This is a genomic window from bacterium (genome assembly GCA_021108215.1).
Lineage (GTDB): Bacteria > Oederibacteriota > JAAXVQ01 > JAAXVQ01 > JAUVAV01 > JAIORK01.
Genome location: JAIORK010000018.1, coordinates 90,113 through 109,800, shown reverse-complemented (window position 1 = coordinate 109,800; position 19,688 = coordinate 90,113). Strand labels below are relative to the sequence as shown.

Below are 19,688 nucleotides of genomic sequence, written 5' to 3'. Positions count from 1 at the left end.
CCTTGTCCTTTTTTTCTTTTGCCCTTGAACTGTCTTCGCTTTTTATCTTTGGCCCATCCTTTTTTGCTCACGCTCCAAGTCTTTGACAAACCGGTCCACCTGCTGCTCCCACTTTTTATCCACCAGTTCCTGTGTGACTTGGGACGCTATTCCGCGGAATGCAAACGTAAGCCGCTTATCCAGACTGGTGTCCGAAAGAATCAATGGAACTGCAAATTTTTTGAGAAAATCATACGGTTGGCGCAGCCGGACTTGTTCGAGTAGCGCTGTCAGGAATACCGGCCCTATCATACTCCCTATCATATAAGGAATGATAACCGGCAAAGGCAGGTTGCTGATGGTGCCCTGTTTCTGACATTCCCGTAAAAGCTTAAGAATTACAATCCCGTGACGCGGAATAAAGGACTCCAACAAGCGTACAAGTTGCTGATTACCGTCCATGACATCCCGCATCAGTGCCAGTAGCAGGCTTCGGTTATCCCGGGCGAACCGGGCCAAATTTTTAATGGCATTTTGTAATCGCTCCCCGGAGTCCGCACCGGTCTCGACTTCCAGCGTAAATGTTTGGAAAAACCGTTCATATAATTCAGCTGCCACCCGCTCAATAAAAGCTTCCTTATTTTTAAAATGGTAATGAAACATTCCGAGATTAACTTTGGCTTTCCCGGCAACCGCCCGCATTTTCAACCCGGAAAAACCGGTTTTCGGAAGCATTGCTATCGCAGCTGCAACGAGTTTGTCATCGGTTTTTCGTGAAGGCCTGGTCATGGTAAACAACTCCTTGTCGCGCAACGATTGCTGCGAGGTTAGTTATACAACTTGTATAAGTTTAAATACTATACACTATGTATAGTATCGCGTCAAACTATTTTCCCTGATTTTTTTACAAACAGCTTTTTCCGGTTCAATGTGTACTGTTCGTCAACCGCAGCTTAATACATGTCATTTTCAGGAGTCTACCAGATGAACACGTTTCACCGGTTCTTTGATTTTGCTGTGCAAATAAAAGAAAATGATGTGTTGTTTTATCGATATCATTGTATCTGCTTATTTTTCAGACTGGTTTTCTATGTGTCACCGGACGAAACCTGAATAACCCCTATTTTTAAGGTGTTTATTTGTAGATGAACACATGTATCCCCTTCACAAAACGCTTCACAAGACAAACACTTATATACTAGCCGCTATACTGTAAGGAGTAATCTTTTTTAAACTAGTAATTCGCTCTATCTCCGGAATATTCTCATAAGTATAACATCAGTGTGTTTTTTTCTTTTTTCTACTTTCCGCTTTTTTGGCTTGATACCACGTGTCTGTGTACAAAAGAATTCCCTCCAGTAATTTGCTAATCTCCTTGGGCAACCCTAGAGACTTAGAGCCATAGAGGAACCGATAACCAATAATTTCTTTCTCCATTCGGTCCGCTAATACAATATCCATCTCACACAACCTGCCGCTCCGTTTGGGCGTCTCAAAAACCCCTCCCTGCTTTGTCATTTTCTCCGGAATCAGAGACATCACACGATAAAAAACATCTACCTCCATAGTATCTGAATACATCTCGCTCTCCACGGTATCCAGTTTTCCACTACCCATACGCTGAATGCTTCCATCCGCACACAGCAGTATAAAAAGATGAATGCTTTGTTCTGAAGTTAATGTAATGGCGATTTTTTTTATACGATTCTTTAAAAGCATACGCCCCCAATCCAACCCATTATATCTATATTAGATGGCTCGCGCACACATAATATTACATTTTTTTGTGCAAGGGACCCCTGACTTCGGGCTCTCTCTTTTCTATTCCCGGCTGTACCGAAATCTCCGGCTTTTAAGCCGGTGATTTCGGGGTGGTATATTAAAAAAAAATTTTACACCCGCCGTATTATTTCTTATAATAAAGAGAATATGAACACGGTTGATGCGCCACCATGGTGTCACTTGCTTGCGAGAGGCTGGGCAGCCCATGAAAAAAACAAAAAAATCAGCAACCCCTCGATCCCGAATGAAGACCAAGGGAAATTTGCTGGATCATGATTTCTCCATGCTCCAAGAGGAACGCGATTTTGCCCGCTGGTTATCCAAGGATCTTGCTGTGCTGGATTACTTTGCAGGCAAACCCAAAACCGTTCCGCGCGAACTCTGGATTACTCTGGAAACCCTGCGTATTAAAAAATCCAAAGCTCTTTTTGTTGAATTGCTTTACGCACTAACCCATAAATATTTCCCCCCAAAAGATGCACGCCGACTCTGGGACTTGCTGGTGGCGCATAAAAAAGACCTGACGAAAAAAATCGGACGCGAGATTGGTATGAAAGCCGCAGTGTTGGATTATATGGAACAGCATGCCGATCAATTTCAACCCCTGCAAATATTGCCGGAGGAAGACCTGGATACGCTGCTGCTCTTTGCCAACCGTGATGGTATGACCGGGCTTTTAAATCACCGCTATTTTCAGGAAAGACTGCGTTATGAACTGGATCGGAGCAAGCGTTACAAGCACACGTTTACCCTTTTGTTCATTGATCTTGACCGGTTCAAAAAATTCAATGATACCTACGGTCATCTCAAGGGTGACATTCTCATCAAAGAAATTGCCGAATTTTTAAAGTATTCCTGCCGGCAATCGGATGAAGTGGCACGCTACGGCGGGGATGAATTCGCCATCATTTTACCTGAAACCAAAAATCAGGAAGCCTTGATCTTAGCCTCGCGCCTTACCCATACCTTTGGTGATCGTCCCTTTACCGGCCGGCAGGGAATCCATTTAAAAGAGGTCTCGCTCTCGATTGGTGTCGCAAATTTCCCCCGGGATGGAAAATTTGCTGAAGATCTGATTGATGCCGCCGACCAGGCGCTGTACCGGGCTAAACGCGGCGGGCGTAACTGTATCTGCCAGGGACAAAGAATCATCCGCAAGCGTATTCGGGCATCCAAACCACAGCATTGATTCAAATCAACCCCGCTTGATATCAAAAAAATATTCGGACAAGTCCTTGTCTGCCCGCTCCGGATTAAACTGTTTTTCAATTCTTGAACTTGTCCTTCAGGGAATAATGCCGGTGTAATAGGCTTGCAGAAAAACATCCACCATCTCAGGATCAAACTGAGTTCCGCGATGACGGCGTAACTCCTCCAGTGCTGTATTCATGGATAGCTCGTTACGATAAGGGCGGGTACCGGTCATGGCATCAAAAGCATCGGCCACCGCGATAAGACGTCCGAATTCAGGAATATCCTTACCGCCAATCCCCTGCGGATATCCTTTGCCGTCATACCGTTCGTGGTGACATAAAATTCCCGGAAGGGTTTGCAGCATCTGTGGAATTTTACCCACAATTTCTGCGCCATTTTCAGGATGACGCTTAATCACCGCGTATTCCTGTGCCGTGAGTTTTCCTGGTTTGGTGAGAATACTTTCCGGGACCCCGATCTTGCCAATATCATGCATGATGGAAGACATTCGCAAAACTTCCCGGGTTTTTTTCTTCCACCCTAAAAGCCGGGCCATCTCTACGGAAAATTTCGTCACCCGCTCCGAGTGCCCGCGCGTAAAGGTGTCCTTGGCCTCAATCGCACTGGCAAACGCATGAATCATATTAATGGCCATACTTTGTAACTCGCGATAGAGCCAGATGCGTTCCATCTCAGTGCAAACAATGGGTAGCAATGCTTTGATCCGGCGCATATCCTCGCTGGAAAAATTTACGCGCGCTTCCCGGTTGCCCAGCAGGACGGCACCGAATACATGCCCTTCAATGCCCAGCGGCTGATAAAAAAGCGATTGAAATCCCATGGACCGCTCAAATATGAAGTCGTTTCGTCTTGCAATCTCAGCACTAGTAAATAATTGTGGTTTTTCATATCCCTCTTTGAGTTTCCCCTGCATGGTCCTAAGCGACCAGGCAAAACTCTCCACAGTTTGTTCCGAAAGATGGATCCCCTGAGCACCAGAAAAGACAAATTGTCTGCGTTCTTCTTCTATGGTTAGTAATATTCCGATCCGGGCCTGGGAGGTTTTTACCATTTGCCGTAAGATGGCGTGAAATATTTCTTTTTCATCCAAAAATCCGGGGATTTTGCACCCCAGGATACCTAAAATTTTTTCCGGATCATGGGCGGAAAGCAGCTGTTTGTATTTACGCTTATTCATGCGTTTCAGTTCTTCTTGCGGATTGGATGCCATGTGTTGTTCTCCTGAAAATATAAAAGGCCGCAACGCTCCGGATGCAACCGCTAAAATGCACACTTGTATTATCGGGCCGGACTCGTGAAACCTTAATCAAGGCGAATAATCCGTGACAGGGCACCGGCAAACACAAAACCAAGCTGCTGTGAAAGTATCCTAAAAAAATCAATCTTTTCCTCCCATAACCGATACTTTAAATAAGCAAAAAAACCGTCAACCTTTGGGAGGAATTTCACACCATGATCCAGCGAAGAAAATTTACTCGTCTTGATGTCGATATTCCCATCAAATGCAAAATCCGTAACCATCGCAATGAATTGGTGATCTCCTCATCGGGCAAGGTGGCCAACCTCTGCTTGGGCGGTATGCATATCAGCCTGCCGTTTCGATTAATCAAAATAACCGCGCGTTTAATTGATTATGATTTGAATTTGCCGAATCCTTTTTCCGAAATCAACGGCCATGGTATTATCCGCTGGGGATATTGGGATGAAGAAAACTGGCAAACCCATCTGGGTCTGGAGCTGCTGCCCATGGAGACATCTCCCTCCGAAGAATTGGAAAATCTTCTCATTGAACTCGCGGGAGACCGGCAAGCGCTCTATATGAACACACTCACCAATTAATCTTTACTATTCATTTGAAACACCGCCGGCCCTATTCACCGACGGAATATTTCGTGTCCGTCTCCTGTTATAAAAAACAATACATATAGGTTTGGATAAGCAGGAATATTTTTGCTCATCCAAACCACACCGGCTGGTAAAATGGTTTTCTGCTGTGCTATAATAAAAACCGGATTTAACACCACGCTTCTTTACACTGTACAGGGGGGGGCCATGCAGGCGATTCTTGCCATTGACCAAGGCACTACCGGCAGCCGGGCCATTTTATACAACCGTTTTGGCAAGCCCATTGCCAACGCCTATCAGGAATTTCCACAATATTTTCCACACCCGGGATGGGTCGAACATAACCCTGATGAAATCTGGTCCAGTGTCCGGCAAACCATCCAATCCGTATTAAGCCAAAAACCCCAGGTCGACATTGCCGCCATCGGCATCGCAAATCAGCGTGAGACCACTGTCTTGTGGGATCGCAAAACCGGAAAACCTATCGGCAATGCCATCGTCTGGCAGTGCCGCCGCACCGCAGCACGCTGTCAAGCATTGAGCCGCCAAAAAGGACTGCCTGATTTTTTTCGCAAGCGCACCGGTCTTCCGATTGATGCTTATTTTTCCGGAACCAAAATCGAATGGATGCTCAAACATAATTTGCAGGCCAAACACCTGGCCAAACAAGACCGGCTTTGCTTCGGCACCACGGACACTTGGGTGCTTTGGAACCTCACCGGCGGTAAAGTTCATGCGACGGATTATACCAATGCCGCGCGTACACTTTTATTTAATATTGATAAACGTATTTGGGATAAAGATATCCTTAAATTATTCAAAATCCCGCTCTCTTTACTCCCGCAGGTACGACCCTCCTCCGGTCTATTTGGACATACCCGCCGTCATGGCCGGCTGCCTTCCGGCATCCCCATTGCCGGTATTGCCGGCGATCAACAGGCTGCTCTTTTCGGCCAAACCTGTTTTACCCCCGGTACTATAAAAAATACGTATGGCACTGGTTGCTTCGTCTTGCTCAATACTGGAAAAAAACGGATTCATTCCAAACACGGTTTGATTACCACCTTGGGATGTGATGGGCGTGGCCAGCCGGTTTATGTTTTGGAAGGTGCTATTTTTATTGCCGGAGCCGCGATCCAATGGTTGCGCGATAATTTCAAACTTTTTGTCCATGCCCGTGAGACGGAAAAAATGGCGCAGCGTCTCACGTCCAATGAGGGCGTTTATCTGGTCCCTGCTTTTGTTGGTCTGGGTACTCCCTATTGGGACCAGGACGCGCGGGGAATGATCTGCGGATTGACCCGCGGTTCCGGCCCGTCCCATCTGGTACGAGCTGCCTTGGAAGCGATGGCCTATGCCACCAAAGATGTACTGGACACCATGTTGAAGGAATCCCATCTAAAAATCCCCTCCCTGCAGGTGGACGGTGGTGCGACAGCCAATCCGTTTCTTTGTCAGTTCCAAGCTGATATCCTGGGCAAACCCGTCATACGTCCCCGCAACCTTGAATCCACCGCATTGGGCGCCGCCTATCTGGCGGGCCTGGCTGTCAAAATTTGGCCGAATGCCGCTGCCATAAAAAAATTCTGGATACCGGAGAAGGTCTCTCGACCTCGCATGCCCAAACGTACCGCCGCCCGCTATTACCAGGGCTGGCAAGACGCGATTCGCCGTACGCGGTCTAATGTATGAAAAAAATTTATGATGTTTTAATTATTGGCGGTGGCGTGAGCGGAACCGCGCTGGCACGGGAACTTTCCCAATACAACTTGACGGTATGTCTGCTGGAAAAAGAAATTGAATTGGCATTCGGTGTTTCCAAGTCCAACAGCGGTATTGTTCATCCTGGAACCCAAAATCCACCCCACACCCTCAAAGCCAAACTCTGCGTCCAGGGCAATCACCTCATGCGAAAACTTGCGCAAGATCTGGGCGTCCATTTTGTCGAGGTCGGTGAGTTGATTGTCATTTTTGATGAAACGGATCGTATTAGGCTGGAAGCCATCCAAACGAATGCAGAAAAATTGGGTGTGCCTGATTTACAGATCGTGGACCGACCCTGGTTGGATGCGCATGAGCCCAACCTAAGCCCGGCCGTTGTGGCCGCTCTCTACGCTCCCACTGCCGGGATTATCAGTCCCTATCGCCTGGTCTATGACTTGGCTGAAAATGCACAAGCAAACGGCGTGGAAATTTTTACCAGCCGGCTGGTTACTGCGATTTCCCGGACAAATGCAGGCTTCGCCATTCAAACCCAGTCCGGCGCCATGTTTCATTCACGTTATGTGGTCAATGCGGCAGGTCTTTATGCGGATACCATCGCCGGTATGGTGGGTATCACGGATATCGTCATCCATCCCCGCAAAGGCGAGGAATATCTCCTGGATAAAAAAAGCGAGCCGTTGGCCAACCATTTGATCTTTCCGCTGCCCACACCGACATCCAAAGGCACGCTTATGATTAAAACCTCAGACGGCAATCCCATGATCGGACCTACCGCAGAATCCGTCTCAGATAAAGAGGACCTCAGTACAACCGATGAAGGGCTGGCACGGGTTTTGTCTCAAGTCCAAAAAATGCTCCCTGCGGTTTCTCCCCATGACCTGATTGCCTACTTTGCCGGGCTGCGACCGGTGGCTGGAAATGATTTTATTATCCGACATGAAGCTGCGGTTCCCGGGTTTATCCAGGTGGCAGGCATCCAGTCTCCCGGATTAACCGCAGCACCTGCTATTGCACGGTATGTCTGTGACCTGCTGCAAACCCACGGACTGCAGCTGAAACCCAAAGCGGCGTTTCTCGCACACCGTCCGGCTTCCACCCATCTTTTTGCACTCCCTTTGGAAGAAGCCAAAAAACTGGTACAACAGGATCCGGCATACGGTGATATTGTCTGCCGCTGCGAGATGGTTTCTGCCCGCGAAATTCGCGACGCAATTGCACGGGGTGCCAAAACCATGGATGGCATTAAATTCCGCACCCGTGCACAAGCCGGCCGCTGTCACGGCGGTTTTTGCACCACCCGGATTATGAAAATTCTCAACGAAGAACGCGGTTTGCGCTATTCACAAATCTCCAAACGCGGTCCAGGTTCAGAATTAATCAAGGCGGGTCGGGGAGATTCACGACCCGTGGAAGTCCCCAAACACACGCTCGCTTCCCATCAGGGTGAATCACGTCTGCAAAAAAAGAACCAAAAAACGGTGACTCTCCAAGAACATGATCTCGTCATCGTAGGCGGGGGGCCGGCCGGTATGGCCGCTGCGCTCTCCGCATACGATGCCGGTGTCTCGGACATCCTGCTGATTGAACGCGACCAATTTCTCGGCGGCATTTTAAACCAGTGTATTCATCCTGGCTTTGGCCTTCGTCAATTTAAACAGGACTTAACCGGTCCCCAGTTTGCTGATCACTACATCCGGCAAATCCAAACACACCCGGCCATTCAAGTTAGCTTACAAACCTTTGTGGTCAATCTAACCACCGATAAAGTATTAACCTGTTTGAAACCCGGCGCTTTTGAAACCATTGCGGCCAAGGCTTTGATTATGTGCACCGGCTGCCGGGAAAGGACTCGGGAAATGATCTCGATTCCCGGCACACGCCCGGCCGGTGTTTTTCCGGCCGGATTGGCCCAAAAAATGATGAATATCGAAGGCTGGCTCCCGGGAAAAAAGGTTGTGGTAATCGGTTCCGGTGATATCGGGTTGATTATGGCGCGGCGCTTTACGCTGGAAGGCGCCCATGTCAAAGCGGTTATTGAAATTGAAAAAACCTCCCGCGGGCTCACACGCAACATTGCACAATGTTTGGATGACTTTGATATTCCAATTTATTATCAACACAAAGTAACTGAAATTCTCGGTCTTACGCGTGTAGAAAAAATCCGTGTCGCGGCCGTCCATGATGATTTCAGCGAAAAACCGGGATCAAATTTTGAAATTGACTGCGATACGGTCTTGCTCTCTGTCGGACTGATCCCGGAAAATGAATTGATCGAAATGGCCGGTGTTGCCATGGAAAAATCGACCCACACGCCTGTGTCCGCCGAATTGAACCGCACCTCAATCCCGGGATTGTTTGTCTGTGGCAATGCCTTTAAAATTTATGACTTGGCGGATTCAGTCACACACGACAGCGCTCTGGCGGGACAACAAGCTGCCGACTATCTGGAGACCATATCATGAAAAAAAACTTCACTTGTATTGAATGTCCTAAAGGTTGTCAACTCACTGTCCGGGTGGAAAATGAGATTGTCCGGGAAGTACTGGGAAATCAATGCCCCAAGGGCGAGGTGTATGCCAAACAGGAAATCGAACATCCGCTGAGAACGCTTACGACAACCGTCGCGGCACAACAGCTGACCGTCGCGATGATACCGGTTAGAACAACAGGCCCCATTCCCAAACCGGCTTTACGCGAAGCCATGCAGCTTATTAAACAAATCGTCATTACCCAACCTGTGAAGGCAAATCAAGTGCTAAGAAAAAATTTCATGTCTTTCAATGTCGATCTCATCGCCACGCGTACCATTGAGCGATAAAAATCCACGGGTTTACCCGGCACCCGGCATTCGCCGGGCAGGCTGTCCATCGTGTTCGCACTAGCACGATAAATTTTATTCACTTTTTTTCTTGGCTTTGTCCTTATTTTCTTCATAAAATTTTTGAATGGCTTCCAGATGGTCAATAATAAGTTTTGCCTTGGCCAGCCCGAAGGTAAATCCATAATTGTCTTCCTCTGTACGTTTTAGTGTAATCACTGCATTGCCTTTATATTCACCCACGGTGTGCATTTTGTGCCTCCTGTTTCGCTGATGTTTTTCATCCACCAAACACCTATTTCACTGGTACTTTTTTACGCCTCAAGCTCCTGGTTTGTCAAATGCTATTCGTGTTTGCGTTTTTTCGGTTGGGTCGCTATATGCAGCAGTTCCAAACCACTGGCCTGATCCAGCTGTTTTTCCGCCCGGGTATTTTTTATTTCCGTCACGATCGCTTCCACCACCAGAAAAACTTTACCGGTTTTTCGCAGACACCCGGTTCGGGTTTTTTTCCCGCTCCCAAAAGTTGCATGAATATGAATATGCGGCCCCTGTTTGTCGGAAAAAACCGTGCCCATGCCGATGGTTTCCCAGCCACCGGTGATGGTTTCCCATTGCGGGTCCGGTGGGATCTTGGGTTGCTTTGGACCAGTCACCAGCGTAGCGTATTGAACCGCACCCATTAATTGGATCACAGCTGTCTTTATTTTTTCCTTTTTTATAAACGGTTTGAGACATTCAAGTATGTCGTCATCATGAAAAAATTTTAAAATAAAAACCCTGCCCAATAAACCTTGCGTATATTCCATGTTGCTCCTCACCTATCCTGATTACAGGTGATCTGCCTACCAGAGCGCTTCCAACCGGGGCAGCACGGCAGCCGCAGTCCCCTCCAAAAAAATATCCGTGATGTCACGCGTATAGAGTGACGGAACTGTATTCACCTCAATAATTTTCGCACCGTGCTCCTTGGCGACCCGGGGGAGCATACAGGCCGGCATAACCTCCCCGGTCGTTCCAATGACTAAAAAACCATCCGAAGCCTCAGCCTCGGCAAAAGCATCAGACTGTGCAGGTTCGGGAATTGCTTCCCCAAAAAAAATGAAGCCTGGTTTTAAAATCCCCTCACAAACAAGACAAACCGGTGGAAGATTTTTTAGGGAGACCGCCGCCAACGCATGCTTTTTACCGCAGCTTAGGCAGGCCAGCTCCTGGGCGGTTCCATGAAATGCAATCACCTGCCGGCTGCCGGCCCGCTGATGCAGGTGATCAATATTTTGGGTGATCACACCGGCAAGCCGGCCTGATTGTTCCAACCGGGCGAGCACTTTGTGCGCTGCGTTGGGTTTTGCCTGACCAAAAAAATCATAAAAAATTTTATTGATCATCTGCCAGGATGTGAGCGGATTTTTTATAAAATATTGCAAATCTAAAAAAATCGGATCGACTTTTTCCCAGAGTCCACCGGCTCCGCGAAAAGGCGGGATGCCGCTTTCCACAGAAACCCCCGCGCCGGTAAACGCGGTGACCCGGCGAGCATTTCTTAAAATGGCTGCTGCTGTCTGTAACTGTCTCTCCACGGTTCAATCCTACCAAAAAAAAAACGACCCCTTGGGGCCGTTAGTTTTTTTAGTTTCGATTAAGCCTCTTCGCCGCCAATCTTTTTTACATTTGCGGCTTGTGCGCCTTTGGGTCCTTCCGTGATTTCAAATTCAACCACCTCGCCCTCTTTAAGCGTTTTGAATCCTTCCGACTGAATAGAAGAAAAATGAACGAAAATATCCTTATCACTGCCCTCCTGTTCCAAAAAACCGTACCCTTTTGCGTTGTTAAACCATTTGACTTTTCCTTGTACTGACATGAATCTCAATCTCCTTCTCTATTAGATCCTTGCCGGTTTCGGCTTATTATTCGGACTTTAGCATCCGTTTGCTGAACTTGTCAAATATTCTTTCGCTCTTTTTGAGGGCTGTTCCGAACCGTGTCATTTTTTTCAAGGATTGCCAAACCATCTAGTTTTCAATCCAACTCACGCTATATTCCACACCCTCGGGCGGTTCAAAGTATGTCGGCGGCGCGACCAGCCAGCGTCCCTGCAATCCCTGCTCTTTGGCTGCCATGGCAAAATGGCACATGGCAATACCCATGTCCAAATACTGAATATCCTCAGCACCCAAAACAGAGTGCGCAATTTTCCCATAAAAACGATTTTTTTGTAAATAAAAATGAAAACGCGGGCGCCCGCCTTCCTTGACAATGCGCCATGGTTGGCGATTGGATGCCGAAGGACCCAAACGCACCATTTCCAAAGGATTGGCATACTCCGGGACATCCTCTTTTCTGAGTGGTGTTGAAAAATGATTATAAAAAAAAAGCTCCTGCCACTTTTTGCGATTTTTTGAACCGGCGGCCAAGCTTACCATCTGATCGCGCAGTGCGCGTTTTTCAACCACCTTCCCGACCGGAGAAATGGCCGGAATATATTCTTCTTTTGTTGCTTCAATACGCCGGGCAATATCATTGCGATGCAGCGCACCCCCAACCCAGCAGGTTCCCAAACCCATCTCCGTGGCTGCCAGGATAATTTTCTCAAACAGGTAGCCATAATTTTCCAGCGCCTTTTCCCCCCGGGTGACTGCACCGACAATATAATAGCGGGCATCTTTGATCATGCCATAAGTCCCTATTTTCTGTTTTGCCTGCACCGGATCATTTTGCAGTTCAATCAAACGAAAGCGTACCTGACCTGGAAAAGGACCAAGATGTTTCTCCGCCAGTCGTATTTCAAGTTTTTCTCTGACCTGCTCCTCCATCGCTTCCGGGATGTATGTCCGCCAGGAACGGCGCTTGCGTATCACCTCAATAATCGAATCATCGGATACCATGATTAGGTCGGCTCCTTTGCGTTTTGTTATTTATAGCACTTCACACAGAATAACCCAAGTGGATTGTTCTGACAAATATATCCTTTCCGCCGAGACCGCAAAAAAGTCTTCGTGCTTTATCCTGCCGGCGCGAACACAATGGGCTGCGTAGCGTCCTTGCTTTTCAATAATTGCTTCCGTCGGAGCTGCATCCCGCCTAACTTTTTCATGCCGAATTGTATGGTTTTTAAATTTTTACAGTTTCTTTCTCCCGGCTTCTATATCATAATCATGTCACAAAAAGACACTCACTATGTGAGCCGGAGGCGGGGATGAAAACAATAATATTTGCCATGGGAATGCTGCTGCTCTTTTCCGGAGGCGGGCGCTCTGAGGTCCCTGTGAAAGGGCCGGTGGAAACAAACGCTGTAAACGGAACCTATTGGGAAACCCTCTCCACGCGAACAAGTGAGGGTTCGTTACTTCTTTATACCTCTGGTTATGTCAGTGGCTATGACTATGCTTTGTCCCAGGTATTGGCAGCCTTACAAAAACAGCCCTATTCGCAAAAAGATTTGGCGGCCTTCATCACCCTGCTGAAATTTCCTGATCAATTTACCAACACAGAAATTAAACGCCAAATTGATTTATTTTATCAAAATAAAAAGAATCAAAACCTACCGCTCTTTGTGGCATTCACTCTTGCCCGGCAAAAAATCCAGGGATATCCAAAATCCTACAGCGAAGCCTATATTGTTAAAATGCGCAAGCTGTATGCGGAAAAAGACTAGGAGTGTGATCATTTAGTCGGATTATTTATATTTTGCCGTCATACCGGCGGAAGCCGGTATCCAGGAATCTGAATTTTAAAGCTTTTTTTGGACCCTGGTTTTCACCGGGGTGACGAACAATACCAAAAACAGACTAAATGCTCAGACTCCTAAGCGGTTGCGGCGCAGACGCGATGCGAACAATGCATCAATCGCTTACAACACCTGACCTCTTTCCCGCGCCCGATCATCCCGTTTGCGGTCCAATGCATCCAGCAGCTTTTTCCGCAAACGCAAAGATTTCGGTGTGATTTCCAGAAGTTCATCCTCATTTAAATACTCTAACAGCTGTTCCAAGCTCATTATCCGCGGCGGTGCAATCGTCAAGGCCTCATCCGATGACTTGCTGCGCATGTTACTTAATTGCTTGAGCTTGCAAACATTGATAGTCAAATCGCTTTCCCGCGTATGTTCGCCCACCACCATGCCGACATAGACTTCGTGCCCTGCCGGAACAAAATAATCCCCGCGGTCTGAGAGTTGAAAAAGCGCATAGGCGGTTGTCTGCCCGGGATGAGATGCCACCAACACGCCCCGTGTCCTGCCCACTGCGCCGCCCTTGAATTCCTGGTAGCCGGAAACCATATGATGCATGATGCCTTCGCCGCGTGTGATGGTCAAATACTCGGTCCGAAATCCCATCAAACAGCGCGAAGGAATATTAAACACAATCCGGGTTTTATTTTCAAGTGATGCCTGCATCGTAACCATCTCGGCTTTTCGCTGACCCAGTCGTTCGATACAAGCCCCCACCGCAGTACTATCAACTTCAAGAATCAATTCTTCGTAGGGTTCAAGAACTTTACCGTTTTCCTCATGCAGGATAACTTCCGGTTTGCTCACCTGAAATTCATACCCCTCACGCCGCATGGTCTCAATCAAAATCGCCAAATGCAATTCACCCCGGCCGGAAACCTTGATTGCATCCGGGGTGTCGGTATCTTCCACCCGCAGACTTAAATTGGTCAAGGCTTCCCGATAAAGACGGTCCCTAAGATGCCGGGTGGTGACATACTTTCCTTCCTTGCCGGCAAAGGGACTGTTGTTGACGCAAAAAACCATGGTCAACGTGGGATCATCCACTGTAAGACCGGGCAGTGCCTCGGGCTGGTCACCATCAGCAATGGTATCCCCGATCATGATGTCATCCAAACCGGCGGTCACGATGATATCGCCCGCTTCAGCCATTTCTGCGTCTGCCCGCTTCACGCCAACATACTCATAGAGCGCTGACAATTTAAAACGTGTTTGTGAGCCGTCCTTTTGATGTATCGCCGTAACGCTCTGGCCTTTTTGTATTTTCCCGCGGCTAATTTTTCCAATGGTGAGCCGCCCGAGATAATCCGAGTGATCTGTATTGGTGACCAACAGTTGCAGCGGTTTATCCGGTTCAACCTCAGGCCCGGGAAGGTCATTAATAATTGCTTCAAAAAGCGGGGATAAATCCCGCTTGGTATCATCCATCTCTGTTTGGGCATACCCATCGCGGGAGCTGGCATACAATACCGGAAAATCCAACTGGCTGTCCGTTGCATTAAGCGAAACAAATAAATCAAAAATTTTATCCAGGGTATCATGCGGCTGGGCATCGGGACGGTCAATCTTATTAATCACCACCACTGCATTTAAACCGCGTTCCAGCGCCTTGCGTAAAACGAATTTTGTCTGGGGTAAAGGGCCTTCGGCTGCATCAACCAGAAGCAAGACGCCATCCACCATCTGAAGAATCCGCTCAACCTCACCGCCAAAATCAGCATGACCGGGCGTATCGATAATATTAATTTTAATATCCTTATACTCAATAGAGGCATGTTTGGAAAAAATAGTAATACCCCGCTCCCTTTCCAGGGGGTTGTTATCCATGACGCGTTCCTGGACCGCTTCATAACTTTTGAAAACCCCGCTCTGCTGGAGCATGGCATCAATGAGGGTTGTTTTGCCATGATCAACATGGGCAACAATGGCAATATTTCTAATATTTTTACGAATAGGCACTGCGGTTTTCCTTTCAAAAAAAAGTGAGCGCATAGTGTACACAGCCAGAGACAATCATGCAAGGAATTTTTTATCCTGTGAGCGCGAACACGATAGGCAATCTGCCCGGCGGACTTGCCCAGCTTGCCCCGCGTATGCGGGGGCGAATGCCGGGTGCCGGGTGCCATATACCGGGTAAACCTGTAAATTTTTATCGAAAACAGTGATGTGCAAAGTGATTACCCCTTACCAGGGATGCGTTTACCAGTTGCTTTAGGTTTGACTGCCTTCTGCGAGCGGCGGGAAGTTTTTGTACGCAAGGAAACTACACGGGAAACCCTGGGAAGCACAGCCACTTCCGATAGTAGGGGCCTTGATTTTAAATGCAGCCTCCCTTTAATATCCTGTCCAATGGTATACAAGGTAGGTACCCAAAAAAGCGTCAGTGTGGTGGCGAAAACAATTCCCCAAAGCATGGCCATAACCATGGGAACAACAAAAGGATCTTCGCCGCCCAAGCCGTACGCAGTGGGAATCAGCGCCGCAGTGGTCGTGAGCGTGGTCAGGACGACCGGGCGGAGCCGGGTCTGCGAGGCATCCAATACTGTCTCCAGATGCGTGCCGGCCGCCTCATCACGCTCGCGGGAAAGATGATTGATAAAGCTGAGAATAATCAGCGAGTCATTGACCACCACGCCGCTCATGCCCAACATGCCCAATAAAGCCATGAAGCCAATGGTCATACCCTGCGCGCCGAAAGCGATGAGCACCCCGATCACACCAAAAGGAATCGAAAGCATAATAATCAACGGTTGAGAAATCGAATTAAGTAAAACCACCAATATAAAATAAACCGCCAAAACCGCCAAAAAACCTGCTTTGGCCATATTCTGTACCACCTCGTCCGATTCTGCGGATTCACCTGTCGCCTCTAAGTGGGTTCCCGGATAACGCTTGGAAAATCCGGAAAATTTCTTCTCCACCTTTTGTTTCACCTCACTGGCAGAGGAAATACTATTATCAATATCTGCTGTAATTGTAATCACCCGTTGACCCTGGTAGTGCCGGATAGACTGAAGTGCCGGCCGTCTTTTCAAACTGATAAACCGTTTCAAAGGAATCATCTTGCCTGACTGGTTGCGCACCACCAGCTCCTTGAGGGTTTCCTTGGTTTTGCGGCTCTGCTTTGTCAGCTGGACCCGAATGTCCACCTCTTCTTGTTTGAAGCGCACACTGGTTACAATCTCTCCTTCAAAAGCCATGCGCACCGTGGTGGCCACATCCGCCACAGTAAGCCCCAGCCGGGCCAACTCGCTATAATCCATCTGGATCACTTCTTCATCCTTGGTGTACTTCAAATCGGTCCCCGGGTCCAAAACACCGGGCACGGTCTTTAAGTAGGCCAGCACCTCTGTTGTGGCCTGGCGTTGCAGTTTTTCATTATCCCCGATGACATTCAGTTCCACCGGACGGCCCACCGGCGGTCCGCCCGAGTCCAACTCAAATCCAATATTTACAAATCCCTCCAGCCGGGCGGTTTCGTTTCGCAAGTGCTCAATAATCTCGGTGGCTTTTCGCGGGCGCTGGCGCCCGTAGGGACGGAGCACGACATAAATCAAAGCCAGATTGTCTCCCCAGCTGTCATTGGCCATACCAGTAGAATCCATTCCCACCCAGGTTTCAAATGAATTTAATTCATGCTTCGGCAGCGCCCTGACAATTTTTTCAACTTGCTTAACTTTCTCCAAACTGGATTGAAAGGCTGTTCCCACCTCAGCTTCGATATGTATTAAAAATTCCTCTGCTCCGTCAGCCGGAAACAGAATAAAACGCATATGATTCCCGGCCACATAGGCAATCCCGGTTAAAAACAACAATCCGGAAAGCACAACCCAATATCGATGCTGCAATACTTTTTCCAGCAATCGGCGGTAAATCCTCTTCGCCGGTTTAAATAGGGAATCAATGATAGCGCCCCGGTTTTTCCCGTTCCCGGCTTTCTGACCACCGGCTGCCAAATGAATGGGCAAAATAAAAAATGATTCCAACAATGATCCCAACAAAGTGCCAATGATGATAACCGGAATCATTTTAACAAACAGCCCCAGCATTCCCCCCAGGGCAAGCAAAGGCAAAAAGGCCACAATCGTAGTACTCACGGTTGCAGTAATCGGGGCCGCAACCTCCATCGTCCCCTTGATTGCCGCCTTGGCCAACGACAGCCCCTCTTCTTGATAACGATAAATATTCTCCGCCACCACAATGGCATCATCCACCAGCATCCCCAGCACAAGAATAAATACCATCAGGGAAATAGCATCAATGGTTCCGCCGGTCCAGGCGTGCAGCATCATACCAACCCCCAGCGAAATCGGAATCCCCAGCGCGGTCCAAAATGCCACCCGCAGATTTAAAAACATAATCAAAATTGCCAGCAGCAGGACAAACCCGATGATGGCATTGTTGCGTAAAATAGCGAGCCGCCGTTTGGTAACTGCGGTGTTATCTCTAACCTTTTGAATCGTCATATTCAACGGAAGATTTTTTTCCGCCTCTGCCAAATACTTATTCAAATGTTTCATGACTTTAAGGGAATCTGCGGAGGCTTTTTTGTGAATCCGCAGACCGATACTATCAATGCCGTTTACCCGGTACTGCATATGTGTTTCCTCAAAACCATCAATGATCTCGGCAATATCATTAATTTGGATCCGGCGTCCCTCAAAATTGGACCGGACAATTACCTCGCCCACTTCCTGCGGATGAACAAATTCCGCCATTGTCAGTACCGTTGCTTCGTTCGTAAATGTTTCCAGCGCGCCCCCGGTCAGCCGGATATTCCGGCTTCGGATCGCGTAGGCAATATCTTGCAGCGCGAGATAAAAATCATCAAGTTTCTCTGGAGAAACCTGAACCTTGATCTCTTGGTCCCGATACCCGATTTTATCCACCCGGGAAATATGGGGAAGCCCTTCAATCTCCGTTTCCATGCGCTTGGCAATACCCCGCAGCTCCATCTCCGACATGGTCTGGCCGGCAAGACCAAGCATGATCACTGGAATCCAGGATGTTTCAATATCATAGACATTTGGCCGCTCGCGGATCTCGGTCGGTAAATCAGTCACCTGATCCACCGCGCGACGGATATCTGCTTTAACCGCTTCGAGATTTTCTGCGTCCGGATCAAGTGTGATGGCAATGGATGAAAAATTTTCCATCGAAATAGAGCGGACTTTATCAATACCTTCAACCTCAATAATTTTTTCTTCCAGCGGCGTGGTCACGTTAAGTTCCACGTCCCGGGCAGAGGCTGCCGGATAAACAGTTTCCACATTAACCTGCTGCATATCCACGTTGGGAAGAACCTGGCGGCTCAAGCTGGTCATGGCCATAATTCCTGCTGCAACAACTAAAATGGATACCAGATAAACCAAGAGCTTTCGATTAATAAAAAACCGGATGATATGTTCCATGGTATAATTCCTCGATTAAAAAATAAAATAATGCTAACTATTAGCTTCATACTTATACCACGGCTTGATGCAGGAAATATTGTAAATAATCGCAATTTCCGCAAAATGCATCTGCAACTCGTGCTTGTTGAATAATACCTTTTTGTTACAATGCTTTTAGTCGGTGTTTTTCAATGGTACACATTGGTAGTCACTGCAAATCTGTATCTGTATCATCAAAATCCAAATTATACTGATAAGAAAAACAACCCCGCCTTATTGGCGGGGTTGTTTTATTCCTGGCGGAGAGGCAGGGATTCGAACCCTGGGTGCTCTTGCGAGCACAACAGATTTCGAGTCTGTCACCTTAAACCGGACTCGGACACCTCTCCGTTTTGCGCAGCAAAACAGCTCTGCTGCTCTGCTGTTTCTTTTTCAGCTGTTCTGTAAATTTTGTTTCACAAAATTTACTTGGTGGAGCAGAACGGGATCGAACCGTCGACCTCCGCGATGCGAACGCGGCGCTCTCCCAAACTGAGCTACTGCCCCACGACAAACGTAAAGAGCCGACTCTGCTGGTCGGCTGCTCTGCTTTCTGATGTCACTTCACTTGCACAACATTAATATAAAGTCATGAACAATTGATCAGCAGAACAGTAGACCGCCGCCTTTATTACTGTTCCACTGGTCTGCTTTCGGCTGCTCCAGTTTTTTCGCAAAGCAAAAAATTATGGCGGAGAGACAGGGATTCGAACCCTGGAGACGCGTTAACGCCCACACGCTTTCCAGGCGTGCTCCTTAAACCACTCGGACATCTCTCCAAAACATTACTGAAAAATTTGTTATATTGCTTTTACCTTCATCTTTCTAATTCTATTAAACTTTCCTTAATTCGTTTTTTTTTATCTTTTTTTCCATCACTACTTTTTAAATACTTTTCTCGCCTCATCGCCTCTTGTTTGGTCATATACACTTCATACGCAAGCAGCTTCAATGGTTTGCGATATCTTGTTGACTCAACTTTTCCTTCTTCATGTTCTTTTATTCTACGCTCAATATTTCCTGTCATTCCAATATAAAAATTTTTGTCTTTTTTACTCTGCAATATATAAACTACGTACATCATTCTTCTGTATCACCTATTTAGGATTCTCCCGGCATGCGCCGGGCGCCCTGCGAATGCGGGGCGAACCCTGGAGACGCG

17 protein-coding genes and 3 tRNA genes are annotated in these 19,688 nt (G+C 47.7%); 6 read left to right on the top strand and 14 right to left on the bottom strand.

What is annotated here, in order from left to right; all coding sequences use genetic code 11:
* Nucleotides 1–42: 42 nt before the first annotated feature.
* On the bottom strand, nt 43–768 hold the full coding sequence (locus tag K8S19_03715) for a TetR family transcriptional regulator (protein ID MCD4812780.1): 726 nt from the start codon (nt 766–768) through the stop codon (nt 43–45).
* A 489-nt stretch (nt 769–1,257) separates the two neighbouring features.
* Nucleotides 1,258–1,698, bottom strand: a complete 441-nt coding sequence (locus K8S19_03710) for a hypothetical protein (GenBank protein ID MCD4812779.1) — start codon at nt 1,696–1,698, stop codon at nt 1,258–1,260.
* Between the two features lie 268 nt (nt 1,699–1,966).
* On the opposite strand from K8S19_03710, the gene K8S19_03705 reads away from it, so the two are divergent.
* A complete protein-coding gene (locus tag K8S19_03705; GenBank protein MCD4812778.1) occupies nt 1,967–2,950 on the top strand; it encodes a GGDEF domain-containing protein in 984 nt (327 codons plus the stop codon).
* Between the two features lie 96 nt (nt 2,951–3,046).
* On the opposite strand, the gene K8S19_03700 is transcribed toward K8S19_03705, so the two are convergent.
* The gene (locus K8S19_03700; GenBank protein MCD4812777.1) at nt 3,047–4,186 is read right to left on the bottom strand and encodes an HD domain-containing protein; all 1,140 of its coding nucleotides are present in this window, start codon (nt 4,184–4,186) and stop codon (nt 3,047–3,049) included.
* Between the two features lie 242 nt (nt 4,187–4,428).
* On the opposite strand from K8S19_03700, the gene K8S19_03695 reads away from it, so the two are divergent.
* The 4 genes from K8S19_03695 (at nt 4,429) to K8S19_03680 (ending at nt 9,364) form a co-directional block, all read left to right on the top strand.
* Entirely contained in the window at nt 4,429–4,815 is a 387-nt protein-coding gene (locus tag K8S19_03695) for a PilZ domain-containing protein (protein MCD4812776.1), read from the top strand.
* 213 nt (nt 4,816–5,028) lie between these two features.
* Complete coding sequence (gene glpK / locus K8S19_03690) at nt 5,029–6,513, top strand: glycerol kinase GlpK (protein MCD4812775.1); 1,485 nt, start codon at nt 5,029–5,031, stop codon at nt 6,511–6,513.
* Nucleotides 6,510–9,008 carry an FAD-dependent oxidoreductase gene (locus tag K8S19_03685; protein MCD4812774.1) on the top strand — a complete coding sequence of 833 codons (2,499 nt, stop codon included), beginning with the start codon at nt 6,510–6,512 and terminating at the stop codon, nt 9,006–9,008. The genes glpK and K8S19_03685 overlap by 4 nt, the downstream gene beginning before the upstream one ends.
* Complete coding sequence (locus tag K8S19_03680) at nt 9,005–9,364, top strand: DUF1667 domain-containing protein (protein ID MCD4812773.1); 360 nt, start codon at nt 9,005–9,007, stop codon at nt 9,362–9,364. The genes K8S19_03685 and K8S19_03680 overlap by 4 nt, the downstream gene beginning before the upstream one ends.
* Before the next feature lie 75 nt (nt 9,365–9,439).
* Here the strand turns inward: K8S19_03680 and K8S19_03675 are convergent, their stop codons facing one another.
* From K8S19_03675 to K8S19_03655, 5 genes are all read right to left on the bottom strand, one after another.
* Nucleotides 9,440–9,616, bottom strand: a complete 177-nt coding sequence (locus tag K8S19_03675; protein ID MCD4812772.1) for a hypothetical protein — start codon at nt 9,614–9,616, stop codon at nt 9,440–9,442.
* A 92-nt stretch (nt 9,617–9,708) separates the two neighbouring features.
* A complete protein-coding gene (locus tag K8S19_03670) occupies nt 9,709–10,173 on the bottom strand; it encodes a DUF296 domain-containing protein (protein ID MCD4812771.1) in 465 nt (154 codons plus the stop codon).
* Between the two features lie 36 nt (nt 10,174–10,209).
* Complete coding sequence (locus tag K8S19_03665) at nt 10,210–10,944, bottom strand: NAD-dependent deacylase (protein MCD4812770.1); 735 nt, start codon at nt 10,942–10,944, stop codon at nt 10,210–10,212.
* 59 nt (nt 10,945–11,003) lie between these two features.
* The gene (locus K8S19_03660; protein ID MCD4812769.1) at nt 11,004–11,225 is read right to left on the bottom strand and encodes a cold shock domain-containing protein; all 222 of its coding nucleotides are present in this window, start codon (nt 11,223–11,225) and stop codon (nt 11,004–11,006) included.
* A gap of 151 nt (nt 11,226–11,376) precedes the next feature.
* On the bottom strand, nt 11,377–12,249 hold the full coding sequence (locus K8S19_03655) for a nitroreductase family protein (protein MCD4812768.1): 873 nt from the start codon (nt 12,247–12,249) through the stop codon (nt 11,377–11,379).
* A 311-nt stretch (nt 12,250–12,560) separates the two neighbouring features.
* On the opposite strand from K8S19_03655, the gene K8S19_03650 reads away from it, so the two are divergent.
* Complete coding sequence (locus K8S19_03650) at nt 12,561–13,019, top strand: hypothetical protein (GenBank protein MCD4812767.1); 459 nt, start codon at nt 12,561–12,563, stop codon at nt 13,017–13,019.
* Nucleotides 13,020–13,214: 195 nt separating this feature from the next.
* On the opposite strand, the gene typA is transcribed toward K8S19_03650, so the two are convergent.
* The 6 genes from typA to K8S19_03620 form a co-directional block, all read right to left on the bottom strand.
* Nucleotides 13,215–15,086: a translational GTPase TypA gene (gene typA, locus K8S19_03645; GenBank protein MCD4812766.1), complete on the bottom strand. Its 1,872-nt coding sequence runs from the start codon at nt 15,084–15,086 to the stop codon at nt 13,215–13,217.
* Nucleotides 15,087–15,271: 185 nt separating this feature from the next.
* Nucleotides 15,272–18,505, bottom strand: a complete 3,234-nt coding sequence (locus K8S19_03640; protein ID MCD4812765.1) for an efflux RND transporter permease subunit — start codon at nt 18,503–18,505, stop codon at nt 15,272–15,274.
* Nucleotides 18,506–18,784: 279 nt separating this feature from the next.
* Nucleotides 18,785–18,876 (bottom strand) — tRNA-Ser (locus K8S19_03635).
* Between the two features lie 80 nt (nt 18,877–18,956).
* A tRNA-Ala gene (locus K8S19_03630) sits at nt 18,957–19,033 on the bottom strand.
* Nucleotides 19,034–19,215: 182 nt separating this feature from the next.
* Nucleotides 19,216–19,305, bottom strand: a tRNA-Ser gene (locus tag K8S19_03625).
* Between the two features lie 38 nt (nt 19,306–19,343).
* The gene (locus K8S19_03620) at nt 19,344–19,607 is read right to left on the bottom strand and encodes a GIY-YIG nuclease family protein (GenBank protein ID MCD4812764.1); all 264 of its coding nucleotides are present in this window, start codon (nt 19,605–19,607) and stop codon (nt 19,344–19,346) included.
* Between the last annotated feature and the right edge of the window lie 81 nt (nt 19,608–19,688).